Source organism: Agriterribacter humi (genome assembly GCF_009192765.1).
Lineage (GTDB): Bacteria > Bacteroidota > Bacteroidia > Chitinophagales > Chitinophagaceae > Agriterribacter > Agriterribacter humi.
The window spans coordinates 160,281-181,162 of sequence record NZ_VOHQ01000005.1 but is presented as its reverse complement, the minus strand read 5'-3'; the positions used below and the strand labels follow the sequence as shown (position 1 = coordinate 181,162).

The following is a 20,882-nucleotide window of genomic DNA, read 5'->3' as shown; positions in this document are numbered from 1 at the left end:
AGGCATGTTGGATGAAATCCGTTTCGCAGCCTGCATTCAATGGTTAAAATTCCCTGGCATTAATTTTTCCGTATCAAAAACTACAGAGATTACCAACAACAAAACAACGTTTGCCGCCGTTGTTGGTGTTCGTGGGATGGGTAATGTGTGTCGGCGTCACCAACCCGTCCGACTGGGTCATCCGGGCGGGCAACAAGAGGCGATATTTGATTCGGTAATGATATGAAAAGAAAGAAGGGGGATTGCCTTAAAGCAAAGCAGAATTGGTTATCCCGCTGGTGACAACACCAGGCGGGAGCGGTAGCAGCAGAAGAACCAAATCACAAAAAACAAGAACCAAAGAAATTTCAAATCCGAAATTTCAAATCCGAAATCCGAAGGAATACACGGTAAACTAAAAATCAGAAATCAACAAATCCGAAATCAGGAATAGTATACATTCGCTGATTAACGGCTGAAAGCTGTTATTGGTTTCCGTAATTTCATGCAACAAAACTACCTGTTGCATTGCCTGCTGCGCTTTTATATATTATTGGTGGAATTATCGTATTAACTATTGTTCTTTATTTTGTACAAGATAAATTTATTTTTAAGCCTGAAAAGTTACCCGCCGATTTTAAGTTTAATTATGATGCCCCTTTTGAAGAATTATTTTCCGCCGTTGTTGGTGTTCGTGCAACGGGCAACGTGTGTTGGCATCACCAACAACAAGAGGCGATATTTGATTCGGCAGAGATATGAAAGAAGCGGGGGTTGCCTTAAAAGCAGAATTTTAAAGCAGCCCCTTTTTATTTTTATTGATTACCCGCTGTATAATCTTATGCGGGCAAACAGATGCGGAGCGCTATCAAATTTCAAAATCAGAGATGATAATGTAACCTCAGCTAAGCGCAGGCATCCATACCGGATCGGGGCGAATCCAAAACAATTCGATATGTTACTTTTTCATCATCATCCAGGGCTTACTGGTTAAAATAAGACTAACGTAGAACTGCGAAATCCTGTCTTTGGGGGCATTGCGCAAAGACTGATTTTCCCTGCTCCTCCATGCTCTTTTCTGAAAACTGCCTGTATACCCGGCCTGCAAACCTATTGAACTTGACGGATGTTTGGGAGACTTAAATGACAAACCCAGCCCGGCACGATATACCCAGAACCCGTTATTAAATTTCACCGGATGAATACTGTTCTCTACAGCAGGCGATTGGAGTACATCATCAAAATCTACTGCTGAGTTGTCCTTATAAAAAATGGCCTGGTATGCCTGAAACCCAATACCCACCAGCGGACATAGTGTTATTCTTTCATCTTTTAATACATCATAGCCGGCATTGGCGTTGAAGCCAATATAGCGGATGGTGCTGCTTTTTTCATCTCTGTGGCGACTAAGGCTGCTGCCAATGGTAATGCCCATGTCGGAAATAAACCGATCCTTTTCTTTCATCCAGCCCAATCCAAGGGTAGCCGTATAGTCCTTTAAATGTTCATACTGGGGCAAATTTGCCACACGTGCATTCAGCCCGTCAAATTGTTGAAAGCTCCCACCTATACTACGCGTAACCGAAGGCAGAAACTGCTCCATTTTTTCCATGTCGTGTTTATTGTGCTCATTCTCCCGCTGCGCAAAGGATGGCATGACAATAGCAAACAGGAGAGCGGTGATAATAATTTTCATAACCATTAATTTATTAGGTCTAATGCAAACCCAGTGCCTGAAATATGTATTTAGGGTAAAATAAACAATTGAACAGAAAATGCGGCCCGGATATAAATGCATTGTAAGCCTTTGCTATTCAAATCCTGTGATTCATTAAGCGGTTTTAGCCGCGTCAATTGCATCTTCGGTTGCACATGTACGTTGTTACAGGGAGAATTGCAAAAAACAACTGGCAGAACATGACAATTATACAGATCATGCGGTTACCGCATCATTTATGAGCGGGGCAGTTATTTCCACAACAGTACCTTGTCCTTTGGCAGACCTGATTTTCAGTGATCCTCCGATCATTATAGCCCTTTCGTTCATTCCCAGCAAACCAAGGGTTTTCCTCTTTTCAGACGAGCTGGCATTAAACCCCTTGCCATTATCCCGTATGGTAAGTGACAGCTTATCATTGATGATGTCAAAACTAACTTCAACGCTGGTGGCCGCGGCATGGCGGGCAACGTTAGTAAGCGACTCCTGGTAAATACGAAACAGCCCGGTTTTAATGAGGCCGGATATTTGGAGGTTTGCAACCGAGCTACTAAAAGCAACAGGAATATTAAAGCGTTTTGTGAATTCACCGCAATACCACTCCAGTGCTGCAATCAGTCCCAGGTCTTCCAGGGGGCCAAGCCGCAACTCTGATGAAAGTCTTCTCACAAACTGTATTGCTTCACCCGCGGCATTTTCGAGAGAATGAATTTTTTCTGCTATGGCCGGGTCTTCATCACCTGCCAATTTTCTTTTTAAAAGATATACCTCCATTTTAAATCCTGTTAACAATTGACCCAGCTCATCGTGCATTTCCCTGGCAATATGCAGCCTTTCTTCCTCTCTCACATTTTCCATATGGGCAGAAAGGTTACGCAACTGTTCATTCATCTGCTTTGCCTCAAGTATTTGCTGTTTCATTACATCCTGGGCAGCCTTTAGTTTTGCGGACATGGCATTGAAAGACCTCCCTAGTTTGCCCACTTCGCCGCTACCGCTAACATCTACAGTTGAAGCATAGTGCCCGCCGGCAATGGCTGCAGCAGCAGCAGTCAATGTATTGAGCGGACGGGTGAGGTTGCGGCTCATCAGCCACGCTGCTATGATGCCCCCTCCGATAAGAATAAGACCTACAACAATCAGCCAGTTAAAAAATTGAGTTGAAGCCTGCAGAAATGCCTGGTGCGGAAACTCCAGCACTACTACCCAGGGTGCATCTGGTATATACCGCACTGCGCCGATTAATTTATTATTGTTTTTCTGAACATATTCATAGGTTTTGTCCTTATTAAAGTGGCCTACCGGAAGCTGGTACGATACAGGATGTACCAGATCTGTCCAAAGGCTGCCATCCCTGTTACCCACATACAGGGCTGCTCCTCTTCCCGCGAGTTTTGAAAATTGTTCTATTAATTTGGAAGTTATTTTCACCTGCCGATACCTGACAATATATCCAATTGCCTTTTTATTCTCCATAACCGGAATGATAACAGGAAAATAAATAGAATCATTAACCTGGTAAATATTGCCTGCTTTATTTGTAAAATTTTTTAACGAAGTATCTGGTAATGGTTTTAAGCTACGGGGCCTGCGATCCGGAGCTCTGCCTGCCGACAATAAAATATTAAAATTGTTGTCCATCAACTCTGCATAAACCGAAGACCCGTCACCACCTATCTGCTGTAATAAATGGAGTGTTGCACTTTTTGATTCTGCGGTGCCGCTTTTTAAATAAGCAAGGACAGTATGTTCTGTAATGGCTTCTTCTGTATCCATTACTATATCGCGCAGGGATTCCTCTATCATGCCGCTTGCCTGGGAAGCAAGGTTAATAAGTCGTTGTTTACCTGCGTTCATTTCAAGACTTCTGACACTTATATAGGACATGAGACTAAAAATCGCTACTACACTGCATAAAAGAAGGCATATCAGTAAAGGAATGCGTTGCCGGAGGGACAATCCCTGCAAAGAGAGGCTTATTTTTTTGGGGTTCAGAAATTCTCCTTTCATCATTACGAATATATATTTTTTCCCGGGCTTTCCATTGGTTTCATAACAACATTATTACGCCAGGGTCATTCACCTAATGGGTTACCATTAGTAACCGGGAACCCCCGGTAAAGAATCATGCGGTTATAATAGCGTTAATTTAAAACAGCCGGGGGAGTAGAGCGTGTTATAATAATTGAGGGCATTGTGTAAAAGGGAAGGAGCGCTTATCATCAATGTGTTTTATTATAAAAAATGTCCCGGTTTTCCGGGACATTTTTTATATGCATAAATTTGAATTACTATAATTCTTACTGGGGTTCTTTACTGATATTATAAGTATACAACCCTTCAAACCCGGGGTAAAACCCATCAAGTTTAATGCTGTTTCCTGCCTTTTCAACTTCAGCGGATAATTCATCCACAGATGTTACAGGGTTATCATTTACACGAAGAATAATAAAGCCGTCACGCATCCTTGTTTGTGCTTCTATTAAGCCGTTGGGGTTTATCTTCTTCACTATTACGCCACCAGTTTGCCCGTATTCATTTGCTTTTTTCTTATCAAGAGGCACAAAATCCACTCCAAAATCATCCAGCACAGAAGTTCTTACAATATCATATGTACCTGTTTTGTTTTTTAGCGTAAGATTTACAGTGGATTCTTTTCCGTTTCTTAGATAAGTAATTTTAACCTTGTCGCCGGGTTTCAGTCTCGCAACTTTTTCTACCAGTTCATTGCCTGACGTAATGGGAACATCATTAAGCTTGGAGATATAATCACCGGCCTTGATGCCTGAAGCTGCGGCAGCACCGTCTTCTGCAACTTCTCTTACATACACACCTTGCCCGGTTTTATAGCCCACTTTTTCTTTTTCAGAATCCGGAGCCCCATCGGGCAAATAGCTTATGCCCAGATATGCTCTTTGAACGGTACCGAACTGGATCAGATCGTTTACTATTTTCTTTACAATATTTACCGGAATGGCATAGGAATAGCCGGCATATGATCCGGTGGGGGATGCAATAGCAGAGTTAATACCAACCAATTCACCATTTGTATTAACCAGCGCACCGCCACTGTTTCCCTGGTTAACCGCCGCATCCGTTTGTATAAAATATTCTATAGGCGTTTTGCTCCGGCGTGCATTTAAACCCAGTGTTCTTCCTTTAGCACTGATTATACCTGCAGTTACCGTAGTTTCCAGGTTTAAGGGATAGCCAATGGCCAGCACCCATTGTCCTATTTGCACATTATCGGAGTTACCATACAATAAAAAGGGAAGATTTTTTGCATCAATTTTTAATACTGCAAGATCGCTGCTGGCATCGGCGCCTACTACTTTTGCTGTATAGCTGCTATTATTGTTGAGGCTTACTTTAATTTCAGAGGCGCCATCAATTACGTGGTTATTGGTAATAATGTAACCATCCTGGCTTACAATAACTCCTGACCCCGAAGCTCTTTGCGGCATGCTCCTCATATTGGGCCCGTTACCAAAAAAATCGTCAAAAAAGTCATCAGGCACAAGTCCCTGAAAAGGGTTACTCTTGCGGGGCAGGTTATTGCTGGCCTCTGATTTTCCAATCACTGTGGTGATATGCACTACAGCGGGTACAGCTACTTTTGAGGGCTGTTCAAAGTCTACAGGACCAGGAATATTGTCTCCATTAAATAACCCTGCATAATTAGCCGGAATTTTTACACCATCCTGAATAGCCACGGGTTTTGTAACAAATGAGTTGTAAGCATACATTACACCTAATGCGGTAGCGGCGCTTATCAACACTGTGAATACTATCTGTTTAATTTTCATTTGTATGTGAATTTTATTTTTTAGCTAAATTAAAATAGACTTCAATTGTTCAATCAAACGCTATGCCTTTACTGATACAAAATAAATAAATCGGCCGTGAATATGACATTTCATCGTAACAGGCTTAACAAATGATTAGGAACAATTTCGTATTTCAAAGAAGTGTTGTGAAGTTACGAAGGAATACGTAATGAAAATGTTAAGGAATGTTAGATGGTTGTGAAAAACAGTGCTCTGTAAAATCAATTGCTTTTTGTGAGCCGGTTTAAAAATTTCATAGTATCAATTCCATCCGCGTAATCGGTTAAGCCGGGCGATTGGGCAGTACCCAAAGGAATTTTACCTGTTCCAATAATGCATTGAATTTCTTCCGGGTTAAGGGTGCTGTATATATCTTCCGGCTCGTTATAAAACGCATAGTGTAGCTGGCTTATCGGCGAGAAAACGGATGGATTTTCAGATAAGATGACAGAACCATTAGTCATATAAAATTGCTGGTTCATCATTTGCATTGCCAGGTTAAAATCATAGTTATGTTTATATTTATGATTTTCGATCAGGTTGTCATATTTTTTAAATGATTCTAACAGCGGTAGAAAATCATAGCCGGCAGGCACATAAATTTTAGTAACATTCCGGCACCCCAATCCAAAATACAGGTAAACATCGTCCGCCAGTTTTTCCAGTTGCCCCCCGGTTTCATCTCCTTTTAATATGGCTATGGAAGTTCGGTTCTTTCTGATGATATGAGGATATTTCCTGAAATAATATTCAAAATACCGGGCAGTATTATTGGATCCTGTGGCAATATAGGCCTCACATCCTTTAAGCATATCCGCAAAAACAATGTAATCCTTTATTGCTGGATCCCAGGATATCATCTTTTCGGCGATATGCCTCAGGAGTACATTATCTTTAGAAGACAGCTTAATGGTTTGTTTATGGCCGGATATAAAAACACATAAAAAGTCATGAAATCCTGCAAGGGGAATATTACCCGCCATGGTAATACCTATATTAACAGGAGCGGGGGTTTGCTCGGGTATATCGTATGAAGCAGCCCAAGTATTCATTTTCGATGGTTCAAGAAGCTGTAAAGCTATATTCTGAATGGCGTTATCAATAAATGGAGCGATAAACCAGGGATTGCTTTCGGCTGCCTGCGTTTTTATATTCAGCCAAACGGGATCGTTACCGGCTATATATTTTTGCAGATAGGTTAATATATTGATTCGTTGTTGTAAATTCAACATGGATTTTAAATTCAGTGTGATTATCTTTGATGTGCAAATCTATTGCTAAAAATTATCCGAAAAATTGTAAATTAGTATGGCGATTAAAATAACAGATGAATGTATTAATTGTGGAGCCTGTGAACCTGAATGTCCGAACAATGCAATTTATGAAGGTGGAGTGGAGTGGGCAATTGCTGATGGCACTACTATAAAGGGGGATTTTACACTGATGGACGGAACGGTTATGGAAGTAAATCAACGCAACCCTCCTGTAAGTGTTGATATTTATTATATTGTTCCTGATAAATGTACCGAATGCCAGGGGTTTCATGAAGAGCCTCAGTGTGCTTCGGTATGCCCGGTAGATTGTTGCGTACCTGATGAAATGTATCAGGAAACAGTAGAGGAATTAATGGCTAAAAAAGAAAAGTTGCACGTATAACCTTTTGGAAGGGCGTGCGCTGCGGCAAATAAAGAGCAGTTTTACATTCTTAACTAATGATGCTTCGCATCATATTACAGGCGGGTGATATTTCCCGTTTCAGGGTGAAGACATGAAAATGATTCTTCACCCTTGTTTTTTGAATATAGAATTATGAAAAGGACTGTGATTTCTTTTGCACCTGCTTTATTATTTCTGATTAATGCTTCCTGCAATCTTCAGTTCAGGGAGAATACTGAACGGATGAATGCATTAAATGAAATGCAGCAAACGGATGTTGATTTCTCCAATCGTTCAAAAGAAGTGGGAATGAAGAAAGCCTTTCTTGAATATATTGAGGCTGATGGCGTGTTATTACAGCCAAACAGTTTGCCGGTAAAAGGTGCTGATGCTATAGATTTCATTAGTTCCTTTAATGATTCTTCGGTTATACTTACCTGGCAGCCCGTGGGCGGCGATGTTGCAACATCTGCAGATATGGGTTATACCTATGGGGTTTATAGTATGCAAACAGGAGATTCTGCGCGCCGGGGAACCTATGTAACCATCTGGAAAAAGCAGGCAGACGGGAGATGGAAATTTGTTTTAGATGCGGGAAATGAAGGGGTGGGTGCAGAAATGAAAGAAGATAAGTAAGTAAACAATGGGTGGCAAACGATGAAATTTAGCTTTTCAATTATCATATTTGATATCAAAAATCGTTTCTTTGCATGCAAACTGGCTATAATACATGAAACCCAATATTGCTTTTGTTACCGGCGGCTATTCAGGTGAAGCGGTTATTTCCTATAAAAGTGCCATCACTATTGAAAATAATATTGATAAGGATAAATATGACGTTTATACGATAAACATAACCCCCGGTGGTTGGTTTTACAGTACCGGTAATGATAATTTACCGGTAGATAAGAATGATTTTTCGATTAATATCAACGGAACCATCATAAAGTTCGATGCTGTTTTAATTGGTATACATGGCACGCCGGGCGAGGATGGAAAGCTGCAGGGATATTTTGATTTGCTAAACCTGCCCTATACTTCCTGCGATGCCGCCACTTCGGCCCTTACGTTTAATAAACGGTACACTGTGGCCATAGCTGCTTTTTCAGGGATCCGTGTAGCCAAGTCTGTGCATCTTTTCAGGCACAATGCCATATTGCCGGAAGAAATACTGGCGCAGGTACAGCTCCCTGTATTTGTTAAGCCCAATAATGGAGGGTCCAGTATAGGCATGAGCAAGGTGCTTACCCCGGCAGCGTTACCTGTGGCGTTGGAAAAAGCTTTTAATGAAGATGAGCAGGTATTGGTGGAGGAATTTATAAAAGGAAGAGAGTTTACCATCGGGGTATTTAAAACCAAAGAGGAGATTATCATTCTGCCTGTTACAGAAGTAATCAGTAAGAAAGATTTTTTTGATTATGAGGCGAAATATACCGCAGGAATGTCTACGGAAGTTACACCGGCACAAATTCCGGAAGGAATTTTGGAAAAGTTAACGCAAAATGCCAGGAAGGTATACGAATTGTTCAACTGCCGCGGTATTGTTAGAATGGATTTTATTTATAATGAGGAAAATGAGCTTCCTTACTTACTTGAAATCAATACAGTTCCCGGTCAGAGCGAAGCCAGTATAGTTCCACAACAGGTAAAAGCCTTAAATTGGACATTGAAGGCGTTTTATTCAGCTTTAATTGATGAGGCTTTGTTGCGAAGGAAATGAACAATAGGATTAACAGGTATATATGGAGTAAAACTTAGGTTTCCGATTTAAAGACTTATCAGTAAATATGTTTAAGATAATAACTCAACGTCCATTATGGTTCAATGTATTGGTTGCTGCTGTAACCATTTTTCTCCTCGTTTTTTTGTCTCTGCAATCACTTCAATATTTCACGCATCATGGTTCTTATCTTAAAGTTCCCGATGTGGGCAACAAAAATATCAAAGAAGCTACTGCTTTGCTTAATAAGCAGGGGTTTGAGGTGTGGGTGCAGGACTCCGTATATTATGATACGCTTGCACCTCTTGCTGTTGTAAAGCAGTTTCCCGAACCAGATGCATCCGTGAAAGTAAATCGCGTGGTTTATTTAACAATAAACCGGGCGGTTCCGCCTGTAATTGAAATGCCTAACCTGGTGGGGATGAGCTTTAGAAATGCGGAACTTGAATTAAAAGCAAGAGGCCTGAAATTAGGCGACACAACCTATACGCCGGATATAGCCAAAAATGCAGTGTTGGATCAGTCGTTGAATAATAAAACGATAAAACCGGGGGCAAAAATTACAATGGGTTCAGTGGTGTCATTGGTTTTAGGAGCCGGGATCGGAAGTATAGAAATGCCTGTACCTGATCTTTTTGGTATGAATTATGAAGAAGCTGTTACCTTACTGGAAGCCAATGGAATTATACCTGGTAGTGTTATTCAGGACGGCACAATCCAGGATACCGGTTCTTCTTATGTATTCAGGCAGCAGCCGGAGCGTTATAACGATAACGGAAATCTGAACCGCATTCGAAAAGGGCAAATGATAGACGTTTGGATTACCAATAACAAACCGGTTAGAAAAATTGATAGTACAAATGTTGATGCACCCAACCCTGAACCGGCATTGAACGAATATTAGTTAGATTAATAGCATAAAGCAAATAAAATGGAACTTATAACTGCAGAAGAAGTAAAGAGCAGATTGGACGCAGGTGAACAACTTAATTTAATAGACGTACGTGAACCGCGTGAAAATGCGGAGTTCAACATTGGAGGTATTCTTTTGCCACTCGGCAAAATTCAAAGTATGAGCATTGATGAAATTGAACCTCTCAGGGAAAAAGAAGTTATATGCTATTGCCGGAGCGGCAACCGGAGCGGCCAGGCATGCCTGATTTTGGATACATTAGGTTTTACCAAAACCAAAAATCTTTCAGGTGGTATGTTGGGCTGGCAGGAAAAATATCATAATTAATTGCCCGAAAGAAGGTAACAATGCTTTAACCTGTGTGATATTAGTGGTAGATGATAATAATAATTGTTGTATAAATACATTATGAAAAATAAATATTCGTTTTGCTGTATAATTAAATGTTTGCAGTAAGTTGTGTATCAGATACCTTTTATATAATTGATTAAAGATAAAATGAGCAGAAAGTGCTTGAATGTGAATTTTTTTTATCATCTTTGCAACGAATTGTTTCTTTTTGCTCTCTACTGATAACCCCAATTTCCTATTCTCGGATGTTCCTTCTGAGTTAGATGAAATCATTTCCAGTATCGTTAATGTATTGCCAAAAAAGCTTGTTGCCTGCTGTATGAATACGGGCAAACTAAACCTTATTCCTTTCCTTTACATCCTTAATTCCAGTATTGTATTTTAAAACCTGGTAATTATTTGTTATCCGAATCTAATACTGTACTGAAGTATGAAAATTTTTTACGACAAACCCTTCATTGTTCCACGCTGGATCATTTTGATGGTAGATACAGTTATTGTAACTGCATCTTTTGCACTGTCTTATTTTATTTTAAAACAATTCCGTTTTCCGGTTTTGGTGCGTGGGCACTTTTTTATCCACGCAGGATTATTCAGTTTTTTATCTCTTGCAGTGTTTTATTTTATGCGGATTTATACAGGGCTTATCCGTTATTCCAATACAAAGGATATGTTCAGGATATTTTCAGCAATCCTTATGGTTAGCCTGATCTATCCGTTTGTTTCAGAAATAATAGCGAATCGCATATACCATATTCCATCTCTTGATATGCCAACTTTACTGGTATTGAATTTTTTCATTAGCTCTTCTTTACTGATCATGTTCCGTACTTCTATCAAAGAAGTATACATTTTAGCCAAAGGGTATGCAATGACCGATGTAAAAAAAGTATTAATATACGGATCGGATAATCATGCTATTCTTATTAAACAGGCAATTGAAGCAGCCGGAAATCATAAATTTGTTGTAAGCGGTTTTATTCAATCGGGAGGCAAAAAGATCAATAGTACCATAGAGCAAAAGAAAGTGTACCATACGCGTGAATTGGCCGAATTGCACAAAAAGCTTACAATAGACAAGCTTATTCTTCCTAACGGACAGTCGGGCAAACCTGAGTTCAGGGCAATTATTGACCGTTGTCTTAATTTGGGCATCAAAGTTCAAACAGTACCGCCATCAGAACAATGGGTGAGCGGCAAACTTAGCCTTGGCCAGATGCAGGATTTGAAGATTGAAGATTTGCTTCCCCGTAAGCCTATTGAGATTAATAACCAATTGGTTTCTGAAGAGATTTTCGGGAAAAGGGTGCTTATTACAGGTGCCGCCGGTTCTATTGGAGCCGAAATTGTGAGGCAGGTCATGTCATATCGCCCGGAAATGGTTATATTATGCGACCAGGCTGAATCACCCCTTCATGAGATACAGCTTGAGCTGGAAGAAAAATATCCTTCAGCCAAAATAAAAACTTTTATTGCCAGTATAAGGAATTTGAGAAGAATGCTCATTCCTTTCAAGGAATATCGTCCTAATATTGTTTTCCACGCTGCGGCATATAAGCATGTTCCTATGATGGAAAAGCATCCCGAGGAAGCGATACTTACCAATGTAATGGGTACAAGAAATATGGCGGATTTATCAGTTTGTTTTGGAGTAGAGAAATTTGTTATGATATCTACCGACAAAGCAGTGAATCCAACAAATATCATGGGTGCTTCCAAACGCATTGCTGAAACATATGTTCAATCGCTAAATCATGCATCCAATAATCCGCCTGCAGCAGAATTCCTTTCCCGTCTTATACAGGATGATGATGATGATTCAATTACGATTACCGCCAACGTTAAAACAAAATTTATTACTACCCGGTTTGGAAACGTACTAGGTTCTAATGGCTCTGTTATTCCCCGCTTCAGGACTCAGATACAGCATGGCGGCCCCATAACAGTTACTCACCCGGATATAACCCGTTACTTTATGACTATCCCGGAAGCTGTACAACTGGTTTTAGAAGCTGCTACCGTAGGACATGGCGGGGAAATATTTGTTTTTGACATGGGTGAGCCTGTGAAAATCGCTGACCTGGCAGCAAACATGATTAAATTATCCGGACTGATACCTGATAAGGATATTAATATAGTATATACTGGCTTGCGGCCGGGTGAAAAATTATATGAAGAGTTGTTGAATGAAGCGGAAAAGACTTTACCTACTCATCATGAAAAAATTAAAATAGCAAAAGTAGTTTCCAGGTCATATAAGGAGGTGCTTAACGATATTGAAAACCTCACCGACCTATGCAAACAGGGAGATCATCTCAAGCTGGTTGGAAAAATGAAACAAATTGTTCCTGAATTTATCAGCAATAATTCTGAATTCTCTAAGTTGGATGAAGTTAAAACAAAAAAGAAGGTGCTGTTTGTTCCTGCATATACGGATTCCATAAAAATGTCATAATATAAAAAACATATACAAAAGGGATAAATCACCAAGATTTATCCCTTCATTTTTATAATACATTTCCTTTTCGGGCTCATTTCATTGCATACTAACTGGCTGTACTAAAGAGTTTTAATTGCAAAAAAGCGTACATTATGCCATTAAGTTGAGTACGCATTAATTTTCTTACTCCTTCCATCAGAAAGGGTTCATTCAGCACTGCCCTATAAGCATTAATCATTTGTTTTTCACTTTCCCTGCAAAATTCTAATGTGGTAACGTTTACAATCTTGTCCCGGGTAGCATCCATTTCAGGCGCCGGATATTCTTTGCTTCTTATATTTTCATTCTGTTCGGTATTTGCATCCGCACCAAGTGATCTTAATTGGGATACCAGTTCACATATATATTGGTTACTTTCCTGTGCTAAAATGCTCACTGCATATTTTAATTGCCGGTCAGTTACAGAAAATGCAACCCGTTCATATTTTTCCTTTTCAATTTTCAGTAAATTCAGTAAATGTGATAGGCGCTCTAAAACGTACGGAGGAGCTTTGTATGTGCTGGGTTGTATCATATGCTCGGTTAAAGTACAGGCAAATTGAAAAGAAATAACAAGGTCGGAGGCCAGTCTGTTTATAAAACAATTGTTGTACCATTTTTTCATTTAGCTTTACCCTTGTTTTGGTACGTTTTTAATACCAACTGTACATACTAAAAACAAAATCCTTATCATATTGCCTTACCAGAATCTTCGGCTATTATTTTAATTATACATGAAACGTATTATAAAAAAATTCAGAATTGATAAAAGGATCAGGGTGGGGTATGGCTCTGCTTTCTTTATTTTACTTATTTCCTATCTTATCACTTTATATATTAATAAGCAGGTGCTTAAGCAATCCAGGCTGATTGAGCATACCAACCAGGTAATACATAAACTGGAAGATTTTCTTTCACTCATGAAAGACGCTGATTTAGGTTTCAGGGGTTTTGTTATCAATAAGGATAAAAGTTTTTTGAGCCCCTACTACCAGAGTAAAATGAAATCGGGCCCTTTGTTTTATGATCTGCTTACCCAAATAATTAATAGCAAAACGCAGCGCGATTTGATGCAACAGGCAAAGAAGCTGATGGATAAGAAATATGATCTTATCCAGAGTGCTGTTGATACATTTAGTGGAAACAATTATCAGCTAACCGATAGTATGCTACACTTCGAAAGAGAAGGGAAAGCAAATATGGAAAGCCTGGATGCCATTATTAAAACGATGCAGAAATCTGAACGCAATCTGCTGGAACAGAGAAATATTGATCTGATATCCCGGTCCAGTTTGCTCAACATTGTTGTAATTGTTTCACTTATTGTTGCTTTATTGTTATTTGTTTTTGGATTCGTTACTTATGTAACAGAAAATCGGGGCAGGCGGCTTGCAGACAGACGTGCTGAAGAGTATCGTTACGAACTGGAAGAAAGAATTAAGCAATTGGATAAAGTAAATAAAGAAATACTGGAAATGCGCAGGATGGAAAAATTTGCTTCTACAGGCCGTATAGCCAGAACCATTGCACACGAAGTCCGGAATCCCCTTACCAATATTAACCTGTCTGTAGACCAGCTCAGATCTGAAACAGATTCTGACGAGGAAAACAGAAATGTTTTTTATGACATGATTACGAGAAACAGCCAGCGCATTAATATGCTTATTACTGAACTGCTGAACTCTACGAAATTTATAGAGCCCAAAGCAGAAGCGGTTTCTGTTAACCATTTACTGGAAGATGCTTTGCAACTGGCCGAAGACAGGTTAAAACTAAATGATATTAAAATTGTAAAAAAGTACAATAAGGACATATGTAGCATATCGGTAGATAAAGAAAAAATAAAAATAGCTTTTTTAAACATTATTGTAAATGCCATTGAAGCTATGGAACCCGGTAAGGGAATTTTGACTATTTTAACTTATGACCAAGATAATAAATGTATAGTTGAAATTGATGACAATGGATGCGGAATGGATAGTGAAACCCTTAATAAGTTATTTGAGCCCTATTACAGTAAAAAAGCGAAGGGAACAGGATTGGGATTGACCAATACCGAAAATATTATACTAAGTCATAAAGGTACTATCCATGTTGAAAGTGAACCGGGGAAAGGTACACGTTTCATTATTACGTTTGATTTTGTGTAACGCCAATTGGTATAAATTTACTTCTTTAATGAAATACGGCAAACTCCTATAGATAGGGATTTGCCGTACTACGGTATGAGCTGTGTTTATTATAAACTTTCAATCCACTTCTTTACATCTTGTTTGGACTTTCCAATTTTTTGCTGAATCCTTCCCAGTAATTCATCATCTTTACCTTCTTCATATATAAGATCATCTTCGGTTAGATCTCCATATTTTTGTTTGATCTTGCCTTTAACTTCATTCCAACTGCCTTTTAGCTTTAATTTCCAGCTTTCCATAAATAATATTTTTGATAAAAAATAAACGCCTGTTTCATGTGCTTTAACAAAGAAAATTAGTTGGCTGCCCCTCTTATTATTCTTAACAGAACAACAACAACGGCTATTACCAGTAAAATATGTATTAATCCGGAGGCATGATAACCTAAAAAGCCGATAGCCCATGCTATAACTAAAATTACCGCTATCAGGTATAATAAATTTCCCATACTAAATAAATTTTAAATGATGAATGATTATACCATATTAAAAAATATTGCCAAAAAAAATAATTCTTTAAAAATCTTACCTGATAAGGGTTTTAACGTGACCGGGATAAATTTTTAAGAAATGAGCGTGAAATAATTTCTACACAATGAGCAAATAAATCCAATTATGCTGTAATCTCATTAATTGCAGAATAGATCTTTTCTTTTGTAAAAGGTTTAGGAATAAAAACATCTACTCCTTCGGCATATGCTTTTCGATGCTCAGCAGGACTATCATGGGCTGTTATCATTATTATTTTACTTACAGGATACCGGGATTTTATAAATTGGATAAAATCAATTCCCAATCCATCGGGCAAGTGGTTGTCGAGGAAAATGATTGAAGGGGGATCGTTTTTTAAAGCAATTTCCGCATCAGATAATGAAGTTACATAACGGGTACTGTAATGTTGCTGTTTTAATATACCGCTTAGCAAATAACATATATCCAATTCGTCATCAATAATCAAAACTTTCATAAAAAATGGGGGCTAAACATATTTTCAACGTGAATTTAAGCCATTGGGTTAAAACAATCACGTCTTTTCATTGCAACTTGCCTGCCATATTGTGTTGCAGCGTTTTTATTCACCGTAAAACTATATTACCCAATTTACGCATAATTTAAATATTATATATAAAAAAAGAAATTATAATCTATTGCCTACTGGGCATAAATTTCCCCAATATGGCGATTTTACTCACCAACGAATTATGATTAAATAAAAGCCATAGTACCATCACATGGGGCTAGATAGGTTTTTGGCTATTGGCAGGATTTTTTAATTTTGTAAGCTGGCTGGAAAATGTCCTCATCGGAATACTTAAAATTAAAACTATAATATTTTTTAGGTAGATTTATGAAAAGGGATAATTATAAGCCACTGCATTTTGCAGTGGCTTATAAATTAAGCTCCTTAAGATGTATTTCAGGATACTAAAATTATATAAGCTATTATAGAAACGGGATTTTTAAATGTTTTCAACTAACTTAGACATTGTTTAAATTGATTCTGATATGAATAGAATATTGATAGTGGATGATGATATGGATATGTGTGCATTACTTAGCAGATTTTTGCAGCGTAAAGGTTTTGAGACGGAAACAGCGTTTACAGGAAATTCAGGAATATCTAAGTTTAAGGAGCAGCATTTTGATATAGTACTGTGTGATTTTAGATTGGGTGATAAAGAAGGCAATGATGTATTAAGAGAAGTTAAATCTCTTAAGCCTTCTACAACTGTTATTATTATTACGGGTTATTCTGATATTAAAACGGCAGTTGATATAATTAAACAGGGGGCATTCGATTATATTGCCAAACCGCTTATTCCTGATGAAGTATTAAGTGTTATAAAAAAATCGCAGGCACATATTTCCAATGCCGGCGCGTCTGTTTCTTCTTCAAATATCAGTACAAGTAAACAGAAAGGAAAGCCAGTACTGCAGGATGACGAATACCTGGTAGGTAAGGATCCTGCCACGAAAGAATTGTATAAGCAGATTAAACTGGTAGCGCCTACACCTTATAGTGTTATATTATATGGCGAAAGCGGAACGGGCAAGGAGGTAATAGGAAAAACAATCCACCAATACAGCGACAGGGCCAATAAACCTTTTATAGCATTAGACTGCGGTACTTTATCAAAAGAACTGGCGGGCAGCGAATTGTTCGGACACATGAAAGGCTCCTTTACCGGAGCTATAAATGATAAAGAAGGACATTTTGAAATGGCTAACGGAGGTACTATTTTCTTAGACGAAGTTGGTAATCTTCCGATAGACGTGCAAGCTGGTTTATTGCGGGTAATACAAGAGCGTAAGTTTAAGAGGGTAGGGGGCACAAAAGAAATGAACCTGGATATCCGGATAATTGTAGCGTCTAATGAAAATCTGCAGGAAGGCTACCGCAAAGGGAAATTCAGGGAAGACCTTTTTCATCGGTTTAATGAGTTTTCTATTCACATACCTGCACTCCGGGATCGTAAAGAAGATATCCTGTTGTTTGCAGACTTCTTTTTACAAAAAGCCTGCAATGAACTGGATAAGGACATTGAAGGATTTGACGATGAAGTTTTACAGTTATTTATACATTATTCGTGGCCGGGTAACCTGCGTGAATTTAGAAATGTAATTCGTCGTGCTGCCTTATTAACCAATGCACCGCGGATCAGTGCATCTGTATTACCCAATGAAATTATACAACCGGCATCACTTATTGAAACGGGAAAAGAACCTGTTTTTCATAGCATTACTCCTGCTAAAAACCCTGATCTGAAAGGTGCTGCATCGCAGGCTGAGTATGACACGATTTTAAAAGTATTGAAACAGGTGAATTACAATAAAACAAAAGCTGCCGAAATTCTTAAAATTGACCGCAAAACCCTGTACAATAAGATAAAGGATTATGAAAGTCCAAAAACCGTGGAAGAGTAGCTTTTCATCAGCCATCCTTCCATTCCGGTATTTCCATCAAAGGTTGAAAATCCTTTCCTGTTCTCTCAAATGCAAAGCAATAAGATCCGTTGGTAATAACCAGGTATTGTACAGGCAATGAAATATTATATCGTAAAATCTGTTCTGCTGCACTGGCGTTAATTTCTATTTCCATTGCCTTACATTCAGTCATTAGCAGTGGCGTTGCATTCCTGTCATAAATAACAATGTCACAACGCTTGATGAGCTCACCCAAACGAATTTCTTTTTCCACGGCAATTAATGAACCCGGGAATTTTTTTACCTGTAATAAATATTGCAGGAAATTTTGCCTCACCCATTCTTCAGGAGTAAGCATTACCCATTGTTTGCGTATAGCGTCAAAAATAAATTCCCTGTTGTTTTCTGTTTTGATCTTATACTGGTATGCAGGGTATTCTATTTTAATCATACTTAATAATGAATTTGCTAATTTAGCCAATTAAAGAAGTATGCACACAAAAGAGAATATTGTTAAAAACTGGCTGCCCCGTTATACTGGCGAAAAGCTTGAAAATTTCGGTAAATACATATTATTAACGAATTTCAGCAGTTATGTTAACACTTTTGCCCGGTGGAACAAGGTTGAGGTAATTGGGAAAGACAGATCAATGGAATGTGCTACGGCTGAAGGCATTACGATTATAAATTTTGGAATGGGCAGCCCGGGTGCTGCAACCATTATGGATTTACTCACAGCTATTGAGCCCAAAGCGGTATTATTTTTAGGCAAATGCGGAGGATTAAAAAAAAGAAACAAACTGGGCGATCTGATACTGCCCATAGCTGCTATACGCGGAGAAGGTACATCGAATGATTATTTTCCTGCCGAGGTTCCTGCATTACCTGCATTTGCCCTTCAAAAAGCCATCTCTACCACTATAAGAGATTACGGTGTGGATTACTGGACCGGCACCGTGTACACTACTAACCGGCGCGTTTGGGAACATGACGAAGAGTTTAAAAACTATCTGCAAAAAGTACGGGCATACGCTATTGATATGGAAACCGCCACCATTTTCTCGGTGGGATTTTATAATAAAATTCCTACGGGGGCGCTTTTACTGGTAAGCGATCAGCCTATGATACCCGAAGGCGTTAAAACGGAAGAGAGTGATAAAAAAGTGACGGAAGAATTTGTTGCAACACATATAAAGATCGGCATTGATTCCTTAAAACAACTGATTAATGATGGGCTAACGGTAAGGCATTTGAGATTCTAATTTTTGCATGTTTCCTCTTTTATCCATACAAAATCTCAGTATCAGCTTCAGCCAGGAAGGAAAGGCTGCACCCGCCCTCCACAATATATCTTTCTCTGTAAATCGTGGCGAAACCGTAGCAATAGTGGGAGAATCCGGTTCCGGAAAATCAATTACTTCGCTTGCTGTACTTCAATTATTACCTCCTGCAGCATATACAAGCGGCAAAATTATATTTTCTGCACAAGGCGAAACAGGTGTTGACCTTTTAAGGATTTCTGAAAAGGAAATGCAATATGTGCGGGGTAATAAAATTGCCATGATCTTCCAGGAACCCATGACGTCGCTTAATCCTTTATATACCTGCGGAAACCAGGTTACAGAAGCCATATTATTACATCAGCATATCAATTATAAAAGCGCGAAGCAAAAAACAATTGAATTATTTGAAAAAGTTCAACTGCCCGACCCTGTTGCTGTATTCAATCGTTTCCCGCATGAAATAAGCGGCGGTCAAAAGCAGAGGGTTATGATTGCTATGGCTATGAGTTGTGAACCTTCATTGCTGATTGCCGATGAACCTACCACCGCATTAGACGTAACCGTGCAGCAAAGCATTCTTCGCTTAATAAAAGAGTTGCAGGTTGAAAAAGATATCGGTGTAATTTTTATCAGTCACGACCTCGGTTTGGTAGCCGAAATAGCAGACCGGGCCATAGTAATGTTTAACGGAAAGATCGTTGAACAAAATACAATACATGAGTTGTTTACTGATCCCCGCCATCCTTACACCAAAGCTTTGTTGGAGTGCCGTCCCGTACTTCATGCAAAAGGAGAACGGTTGCCTGTAGTAAGCGATTTTATGGAAATGAATGAAGATGGGAGTATAGTAAGGAAGGAAAGACTGAGTAGCAATCATGAAAAAACAGAACACATAACCATTGAGGCAAAACAGGATACCCCGGACATTGCATCCCCACTGGTAAAAGTGGAAAACCTGAAAGTATGGTTTCCGGCGGAAAGAAGAATGAGGGGTACACATAAGCGTTATATAAAGGCTGTGGATGATGTGAGTTTTGATATATACGAAGGGGAAACGGTAGGGCTGGTGGGAGAATCGGGTTGCGGTAAAACAACATTAGGAAGAAGTTTGCTCCGTTTGATTGATCCTACTTCCGGAACAGTTCATTTTCATGGACAAAATTTACCGGATCTGTCTCCTACGCAATTGCGGCATGTTCGAAAAGATTTCCAGATCATTTTCCAGGACCCGTATTCCTCCCTGAATCCCCGTCTTTCTGTAGGCAACGCTATACACGAAGGCATGAGTATACATGGCGTAGGAAGCAGCATCAAAAACAGAAAGGATTTGATAATTAACATTTTAGAAAAAGTAAACTTAAGCGCTGATCATTACAACCGCTACCCGCACGAATTTAGCGGCGGACAACGTCAACGTATAGGTATTGCGCGGGCTTTAGCGTTAAATCCATCGTTTATTGTTTGCGATGAATCTGTTTCTGCTCTTGATGTAAGCGTGCAGGCACAGGTGCTTAATTTGCTTAATGATCTGAAAAAGGAATTTCGTTTCGCGGCACTTTTTATCTCCCATGATCTTTCCGTGGTCCGTTACATCAGCGACCGTATCCTGGTGATGTATAAAGGAAAAATAGAAGAAGCGGGTGCTGCTGAGGATGTATACAATGCACCCCAAAGTGCATATACAAAGCAATTGATTGCAGCTATACCAAAGGGAATATTACCCGGCTAAACTGGTATTTTATATTTCACCGAATTTTAGGGACTCTCCGGCAATGTATTGCATTTTTATCTGTTTTTTGAAGATTTCATTATTGAAATAATTATTTCCTTACCTTTGCACG

Annotated in this window: 21 protein-coding genes; 12 read left to right on the top strand and 9 right to left on the bottom strand. The window is 39.1% G+C overall.

Features of this window, described 5'->3' with window-relative positions:
• The first annotated feature begins 4 nt into the window (after nucleotides 1-4).
• Both FRX45_RS10930 and FRX45_RS10925 read left to right on the top strand, forming a co-directional pair.
• Entirely contained in the window at nucleotides 5-226 is a 222-nt protein-coding gene (locus tag FRX45_RS10930; protein WP_152268462.1) for a hypothetical protein, read from the top strand.
• 281 nt (nucleotides 227-507) lie between these two features.
• The gene (locus FRX45_RS10925) at nucleotides 508-741 is read left to right on the top strand and encodes a hypothetical protein (protein WP_152268461.1); all 234 of its coding nucleotides are present in this window, start codon (nucleotides 508-510) and stop codon (nucleotides 739-741) included.
• Nucleotides 742-937: 196 nt separating this feature from the next.
• Here FRX45_RS10925 and FRX45_RS10920 read toward each other — a convergent pair whose 3' ends face one another.
• The 4 genes from FRX45_RS10920 to FRX45_RS10905 form a co-directional block, all read right to left on the bottom strand.
• On the bottom strand, nucleotides 938-1,675 hold the full coding sequence (locus tag FRX45_RS10920; protein WP_152268460.1) for a hypothetical protein: 738 nt from the start codon (nucleotides 1,673-1,675) through the stop codon (nucleotides 938-940).
• 237 nt (nucleotides 1,676-1,912) lie between these two features.
• Entirely contained in the window at nucleotides 1,913-3,709 is a 1,797-nt protein-coding gene (locus FRX45_RS10915) for a HAMP domain-containing sensor histidine kinase (protein ID WP_152268459.1), read from the bottom strand.
• 287 nt (nucleotides 3,710-3,996) lie between these two features.
• Nucleotides 3,997-5,502, bottom strand: coding sequence for a trypsin-like peptidase domain-containing protein (locus FRX45_RS10910; protein ID WP_152268458.1), 1,506 nt, complete (start codon nucleotides 5,500-5,502; stop codon nucleotides 3,997-3,999).
• Nucleotides 5,503-5,744: 242 nt separating this feature from the next.
• Nucleotides 5,745-6,755, bottom strand: a complete 1,011-nt coding sequence (locus FRX45_RS10905) for an acyl-CoA reductase (protein WP_226805241.1) — start codon at nucleotides 6,753-6,755, stop codon at nucleotides 5,745-5,747.
• A gap of 76 nt (nucleotides 6,756-6,831) precedes the next feature.
• On the opposite strand from FRX45_RS10905, the gene FRX45_RS10900 reads away from it, so the two are divergent.
• The 6 genes from FRX45_RS10900 (at nucleotide 6,832) to FRX45_RS10875 (ending at nucleotide 12,618) form a co-directional block, all read left to right on the top strand.
• Nucleotides 6,832-7,179 (top strand): 4Fe-4S dicluster domain-containing protein, encoded by a 348-nt coding sequence (locus FRX45_RS10900; RefSeq protein WP_152268457.1) that lies wholly within the window; start codon nucleotides 6,832-6,834, stop codon nucleotides 7,177-7,179.
• Nucleotides 7,180-7,332: 153 nt separating this feature from the next.
• A complete protein-coding gene (locus tag FRX45_RS10895) occupies nucleotides 7,333-7,815 on the top strand; it encodes a YybH family protein (RefSeq protein ID WP_152268456.1) in 483 nt (160 codons plus the stop codon).
• A gap of 94 nt (nucleotides 7,816-7,909) precedes the next feature.
• Nucleotides 7,910-8,899, top strand: a complete 990-nt coding sequence (locus FRX45_RS10890; RefSeq protein ID WP_152268455.1) for a D-alanine--D-alanine ligase — start codon at nucleotides 7,910-7,912, stop codon at nucleotides 8,897-8,899.
• 67 nt (nucleotides 8,900-8,966) lie between these two features.
• Nucleotides 8,967-9,803, top strand: a complete 837-nt coding sequence (locus FRX45_RS10885; RefSeq protein WP_152268454.1) for a PASTA domain-containing protein — start codon at nucleotides 8,967-8,969, stop codon at nucleotides 9,801-9,803.
• A 27-nt stretch (nucleotides 9,804-9,830) separates the two neighbouring features.
• Nucleotides 9,831-10,139, top strand: a complete 309-nt coding sequence (locus FRX45_RS10880) for a rhodanese-like domain-containing protein (RefSeq protein WP_152268453.1) — start codon at nucleotides 9,831-9,833, stop codon at nucleotides 10,137-10,139.
• Nucleotides 10,140-10,593: 454 nt separating this feature from the next.
• A complete protein-coding gene (locus FRX45_RS10875) occupies nucleotides 10,594-12,618 on the top strand; it encodes a polysaccharide biosynthesis protein (protein WP_152268452.1) in 2,025 nt (674 codons plus the stop codon).
• A gap of 91 nt (nucleotides 12,619-12,709) precedes the next feature.
• On the opposite strand, the gene FRX45_RS10870 is transcribed toward FRX45_RS10875, so the two are convergent.
• Complete coding sequence (locus tag FRX45_RS10870; RefSeq protein ID WP_152268451.1) at nucleotides 12,710-13,267, bottom strand: hypothetical protein; 558 nt, start codon at nucleotides 13,265-13,267, stop codon at nucleotides 12,710-12,712.
• Between the two features lie 109 nt (nucleotides 13,268-13,376).
• Here FRX45_RS10870 and FRX45_RS10865 point away from each other — a divergent pair, with 109 nt between their 5' ends.
• Nucleotides 13,377-14,792 carry an ATP-binding protein gene (locus tag FRX45_RS10865; RefSeq protein WP_152268450.1) on the top strand — a complete coding sequence of 472 codons (1,416 nt, stop codon included), beginning with the start codon at nucleotides 13,377-13,379 and terminating at the stop codon, nucleotides 14,790-14,792.
• An 89-nt stretch (nucleotides 14,793-14,881) separates the two neighbouring features.
• On the opposite strand, the gene FRX45_RS10860 is transcribed toward FRX45_RS10865, so the two are convergent.
• From FRX45_RS10860 to FRX45_RS10850, 3 genes are all read right to left on the bottom strand, one after another.
• Nucleotides 14,882-15,073 (bottom strand): CsbD family protein, encoded by a 192-nt coding sequence (locus tag FRX45_RS10860; protein ID WP_152268449.1) that lies wholly within the window; start codon nucleotides 15,071-15,073, stop codon nucleotides 14,882-14,884.
• A gap of 56 nt (nucleotides 15,074-15,129) precedes the next feature.
• Nucleotides 15,130-15,282, bottom strand: coding sequence for a lmo0937 family membrane protein (locus tag FRX45_RS10855; protein WP_152268448.1), 153 nt, complete (start codon nucleotides 15,280-15,282; stop codon nucleotides 15,130-15,132).
• Between the two features lie 164 nt (nucleotides 15,283-15,446).
• Nucleotides 15,447-15,800, bottom strand: coding sequence for a response regulator (locus tag FRX45_RS10850; protein ID WP_152268447.1), 354 nt, complete (start codon nucleotides 15,798-15,800; stop codon nucleotides 15,447-15,449).
• Nucleotides 15,801-16,339: 539 nt separating this feature from the next.
• Here FRX45_RS10850 and FRX45_RS10845 point away from each other — a divergent pair.
• Nucleotides 16,340-17,758: a sigma-54-dependent transcriptional regulator gene (locus FRX45_RS10845; protein WP_152268446.1), complete on the top strand. Its 1,419-nt coding sequence runs from the start codon at nucleotides 16,340-16,342 to the stop codon at nucleotides 17,756-17,758.
• 7 nt (nucleotides 17,759-17,765) lie between these two features.
• Here FRX45_RS10845 and FRX45_RS10840 read toward each other — a convergent pair whose 3' ends face one another.
• Nucleotides 17,766-18,209 carry a type I restriction enzyme HsdR N-terminal domain-containing protein gene (locus FRX45_RS10840; RefSeq protein WP_152268445.1) on the bottom strand — a complete coding sequence of 148 codons (444 nt, stop codon included), beginning with the start codon at nucleotides 18,207-18,209 and terminating at the stop codon, nucleotides 17,766-17,768.
• 40 nt (nucleotides 18,210-18,249) lie between these two features.
• On the opposite strand from FRX45_RS10840, the gene FRX45_RS10835 reads away from it, so the two are divergent.
• The gene (locus tag FRX45_RS10835) at nucleotides 18,250-19,020 is read left to right on the top strand and encodes an AMP nucleosidase (protein WP_152268444.1); all 771 of its coding nucleotides are present in this window, start codon (nucleotides 18,250-18,252) and stop codon (nucleotides 19,018-19,020) included.
• 7 nt (nucleotides 19,021-19,027) lie between these two features.
• Entirely contained in the window at nucleotides 19,028-20,770 is a 1,743-nt protein-coding gene (locus FRX45_RS10830; protein ID WP_152268443.1) for an ABC transporter ATP-binding protein, read from the top strand.
• Nucleotides 20,771-20,882: the final 112 nt, after the last annotated feature.